Source organism: Burkholderia sp. HAN2018, assembly GCF_024704855.1.
Classification (GTDB): domain Bacteria; phylum Pseudomonadota; class Gammaproteobacteria; order Burkholderiales; family Burkholderiaceae; genus Burkholderia; species Burkholderia cepacia.
Genome location: NZ_QOBB01000394.1, coordinates 1 through 3,617, shown reverse-complemented (window position 1 = coordinate 3,617; position 3,617 = coordinate 1). Strand labels below are relative to the sequence as shown.

The window sequence follows — 3,617 nt, the reverse complement described above, 5'->3', positions numbered from 1 at the left end:
CACGACGCCCGCATCCCGGTCAGGCCGCTTCGCGCGCCAGCGCGCGGCGCACGGCCGGCCGGTCGGCCACGCGCTGCGCATGCGCGGTCCATGCGGGGTGCCGCGCCATGTCGAGCCCGATCGCGACACCCCAGCGATACAGCACGAACAGGAACGGATCGACGATCGAATGCGCGCCCGGCTCGGCCCACGTGCGGCCGTCGGCGAGCGCGGCTTCGATCGTCTCGTTCGCGGCTTCGATCACGCCGCGCCCGTGCGTGCTGACTGCCCCGTGCAGCGCGGGATCGCCGATGAAGCGGCCCGGCCGCCACAGCGCACCGTAGCCGACGCCATGCACCCAGCCGACCAGCCAGGCGAGCCATTCGTGGCATCGCGCCTCGCGCAGCGGGTCGCCGAGCGGCAGCAGTTGCGCGTCCGGGTAACGGCGCGCGAGATACGTGAGGATCGCGGGCGTTTCGGTCAGCACGCGCGGCTCGCCCGGAATCTCGAGCACGGGCACGCGTGCCTTCGCGTTGATCGCGAGATAACGCGCTTCGAGGTTCTGCTGCTTCTGCACGGAGACGATCTCGACGTCGAACGGCGCGCCGGTTTCCTCCAGCGCGATGTGAGCGGCGAGCGAGCAGGCGCCCGGCGAAAGATAGAGACGATATGCGTTCATGGTGGCGTGGCCCGGCGGGACTGTGGAAGACGGAACCGAGTGTAGGAACGCGTGCATGCCCGCTGCAAACGATGAATTGTCGTGCTCGGGCATTAGTGCTACTAATACCCGCATGAAACGCATCCACCTTCCTCCGCTGCAGACGCTGCGCGCGTTCGAGACCGCCGTGCGGCTGCAGAGCTTCACGCGCGCGGCCGACGCGCTCGCGCTCACGCAAGGCGCCGTCAGCCAGCACATCCGCGCGCTCGAGGCGCAGCTCGGCTACCCGCTCTTCACGCGCGAGCGCAACGGCGCGACACCGACGCACGCCGCGCACGCGCTCGCGCTGCAGGTGCGCCAGGGCCTCAGCGTGCTCGAGCGCGCATTCGAGCCGGCCCTCGCCACGCGCAGCCGCCCGCGCACCTGCGACGTCACGCTGAACGTCAGCGTGCTGCCGAGCGTCGCCGAACGCTGGCTCGCGCCGCGCCTGCCGCGCTTCTCGGCCGCGCATCCGCACATCGCGATCGCGCTGCACCCGGACGTGGCGCTCGCGCCGCTGCGCAAGCGCGACCGTATCGACGTCGCGCTGCGCTACGGGCCCGGCACGTGGCCGGGCGTGGTCGCCGAGAAGCTGATGAACGAGACGATCTTCCCGGTTGCGAGCCCCGCGTACCGCAATCGCGACGGCGTCGCACCGCGCACGCCGGCCGATCTCGTGCGCGCCACGCTGCTGCGCCATCCCGCGCAGCCGTGGGAACCGTGGCTCCAGGCCGCGCGGCTCGACCTCACCGAATCCGCGCGTGCGCCGCGCTTCACCGATGCGAACGCGCTGATCGACGCAACCTTGAAAGGGCGCGGCGTCGCCCTCGCGCGCCGCTCGCTGATCGAGCCCGAACTCGCGAACGGCACGCTCGTGCGCGTATCGTCGGTACGCGTGACCGACGTGTATGCGCACTACGTCGTGTGGCGCCCCGGCCATCCGCACGAATCGGCGATCCGAACCTGGCTCGACTGGCTGCGCAGCGAAGTGCGGCGGCGCACGCCGCGGCACTGACGCAACACGATCGGTTGCTCGCGTTCATCGTCAACGGTCAGGCTGCCTTGGACGCGCTCACGCATCGCATCGCGCGCCCGGGTAAAAGTGCCCGCCTCGCAACGTCCACCGGGAAATATTGCGCGCCCGCCACGCCGTGCAGGCGGATGGTCAGGATATCGAAAGCAATCCGCGATCACGCGCCGGTCGCAAACGATTCACCGAAACGTCGCATCGCACCGGCATACTCGAAAACGTTTCCCGATCAGCCTGCCAGGAGAGAAGTCATGCGTCGCGTTTCCGCCGTCGTCGTTTTTTGTGCCGCCGCTTTCGTCGCCGCCTGCAGCGACGACGCGCCGCACGACGCACACACGACCGACGCGTCCCAGCAGGCCGGCGCATCGGCCGGCTCCGCCAGCGCATTCAACCGCGATGCAACCGCGAACGCCGCCGCGTCCGACGCAGCGCCGCTCGCGCCGCCCGTCGTGCACTACCCGCCCGATGACGACGACGACGCGAAACCCGCGGCGAATGCGGCCGCGTCGAGTGCCGCCGCGTCGTCGCCGGGCTGACCCCGCCGCTTCCGTCCCCCGACCGCAGAACCGAGGTGAAATAACATGACGTCATCGAGCCGCCGCCGTTTCCTGCATACCGTCGCACAATCCGCGGGCGCCGCCGTCGCGCTCAACGCCTTCCCCGAATCGATCCGCCGCGCGCTCGCGATTCCCGCCGCGCACGGCACCGGCACGATCCGCGACGTCGAGCACATCGTCGTGTTCATGCAGGAAAACCGCTCGTTCGATCATTACTTCGGACACCTGCGCGGTGTGCGCGGCTACAACGACCGCTTCCCGATCCCGCTGCCCAACGGCAAGCCGGTGTGGTACCAGCCGTCGAAGGCCGACCCGAGCAAGCCGGTGCTGCCGTTCCGGCTGAACACGCTGACGACGAGTGCGCAGTGCGTCGGCGATCTCGACCACTCGTGGTACAAGACGCACGCGGCGATCGACGGCGCGGCCGGCACGTTCTCGCGCCGTTTCGCGGGCCACGTCGAAAACGGCCGGCCGAGCTATTCGGATTCGGCGGCGGTGCGGCCCGTGTCCGCGGCATAAGCGCGACGGCACGGCATGGCGCGGCCCCCGCCGCGCCGCACGGGTCGCCCGCCCGGCCCGGCGGAATCAGATCGCGTGCGCGAGCGCGCGATCGACGAGCGCGGCCTCGAAGCCGTCGTCCGCGTCGCGAAAGCGCAGCGGTGCCGCGCAGTGGACGAGCGTGTCGATGAAGTACTTCGCCCGCGGCCACGGCCCGAAGCCGGCCGCGGTGTTGATGTGCCCGGCGTCGCCGAGGTTCACGAACGCGCTGCCCAGGTGCTGCGCGAGCGTGCGCGCGTCGGCAAGCGGCATCCACGGATCGGTCTCGCTGCCGATCACGATCGACGGCACGGCGAGCCGGCGCGCGTCGAACGGCCCGGCAAACGTGAATTTCTTCGGACTGGCGGGCGCGACGAACAGCACGCCCGCGACATCGCCCGTACGCGGCCACTGCGCGAGCGCATGCGCGGTCGCGAGGCAGCCGAAGCTGTGCGCGGCCAGCACGAACGGGCCGCGTTCGCGGTCGAGCAAGGTGCGCACCGATTGCGCCCAGCGCGCGAGATCGGGCGCGTCCCAGTCGTCCTGCTCGACGCGCAGCGAGCGCGGGAACTGCCGTTCGAGCCAGGTCTGCCAGTGAGCGCCTTCGCTGCCGTGCAGGCCCGGAACGGTAACGAGGCGCGGCGGCCACGCCGATTTGCTGCATGCGCGCATGATTGCCCTCGCTTGCTTGAAGACGGGATTCGATTGTGGCGCGGCGCGCCCGGCGGCCGAACCAATATTTTGTGCTTTGCTTTTGCGCGGGGCGGCCCTCCGCGGGGCGGCCTTCCGCGGGGCGGCCACGCCGGTCGCCCGCGCA

4 protein-coding genes and 1 pseudogene are annotated in these 3,617 nt (G+C 70.7%); 3 read left to right on the top strand and 2 right to left on the bottom strand.

All coding sequences use genetic code 11. From position 1 onward, the window contains the following. Positions 1-19: 19 nt before the first annotated feature. On the bottom strand, positions 20-658 hold the full coding sequence (locus DPV74_RS39970) for a glutathione S-transferase family protein (protein WP_060356944.1): 639 nt from the start codon (positions 656-658) through the stop codon (positions 20-22). A 112-nt stretch (positions 659-770) separates the two neighbouring features. On the opposite strand from DPV74_RS39970, the gene DPV74_RS39965 reads away from it, so the two are divergent. The 3 genes and pseudogenes from DPV74_RS39965 to DPV74_RS39955 all read left to right on the top strand — a co-directional run. After that, entirely contained in the window at positions 771-1,691 is a 921-nt protein-coding gene (locus DPV74_RS39965; RefSeq protein ID WP_119339190.1) for a LysR substrate-binding domain-containing protein, read from the top strand. A gap of 266 nt (positions 1,692-1,957) precedes the next feature. Next, positions 1,958-2,242 (top strand): hypothetical protein, encoded by a 285-nt coding sequence (locus tag DPV74_RS39960; protein WP_091925553.1) that lies wholly within the window; start codon positions 1,958-1,960, stop codon positions 2,240-2,242. A 45-nt stretch (positions 2,243-2,287) separates the two neighbouring features. Beyond that, a pseudogene (locus tag DPV74_RS39955) lies at positions 2,288-2,683 on the top strand (alkaline phosphatase family protein); the annotation flags it as partial. A gap of 165 nt (positions 2,684-2,848) precedes the next feature. Here the strand turns inward: DPV74_RS39955 and DPV74_RS39950 are convergent. Then, on the bottom strand, positions 2,849-3,472 hold the full coding sequence (locus tag DPV74_RS39950; RefSeq protein ID WP_060220782.1) for an alpha/beta hydrolase: 624 nt from the start codon (positions 3,470-3,472) through the stop codon (positions 2,849-2,851). Positions 3,473-3,617: the final 145 nt, after the last annotated feature.

What these genes read in the sequence shown, in the direction of transcription:
- DPV74_RS39960 (WP_091925553.1), top strand. Translation starts at nt 1,958, where the DNA reads ATGCGTCGCGTTTCCGCCGTCGTCGTTTTTTGTGCCGCCGCTTTCGTC.
- DPV74_RS39970 (WP_060356944.1), bottom strand. Translation starts at nt 658, where the DNA reads ATGAACGCATATCGTCTCTATCTTTCGCCGGGCGCCTGCTCGCTCGCC.
- DPV74_RS39950 (WP_060220782.1), bottom strand. Translation starts at nt 3,472, where the DNA reads ATGCGCGCATGCAGCAAATCGGCGTGGCCGCCGCGCCTCGTTACCGTT.
- DPV74_RS39965 (WP_119339190.1), top strand. Translation starts at nt 771, where the DNA reads ATGAAACGCATCCACCTTCCTCCGCTGCAGACGCTGCGCGCGTTCGAG.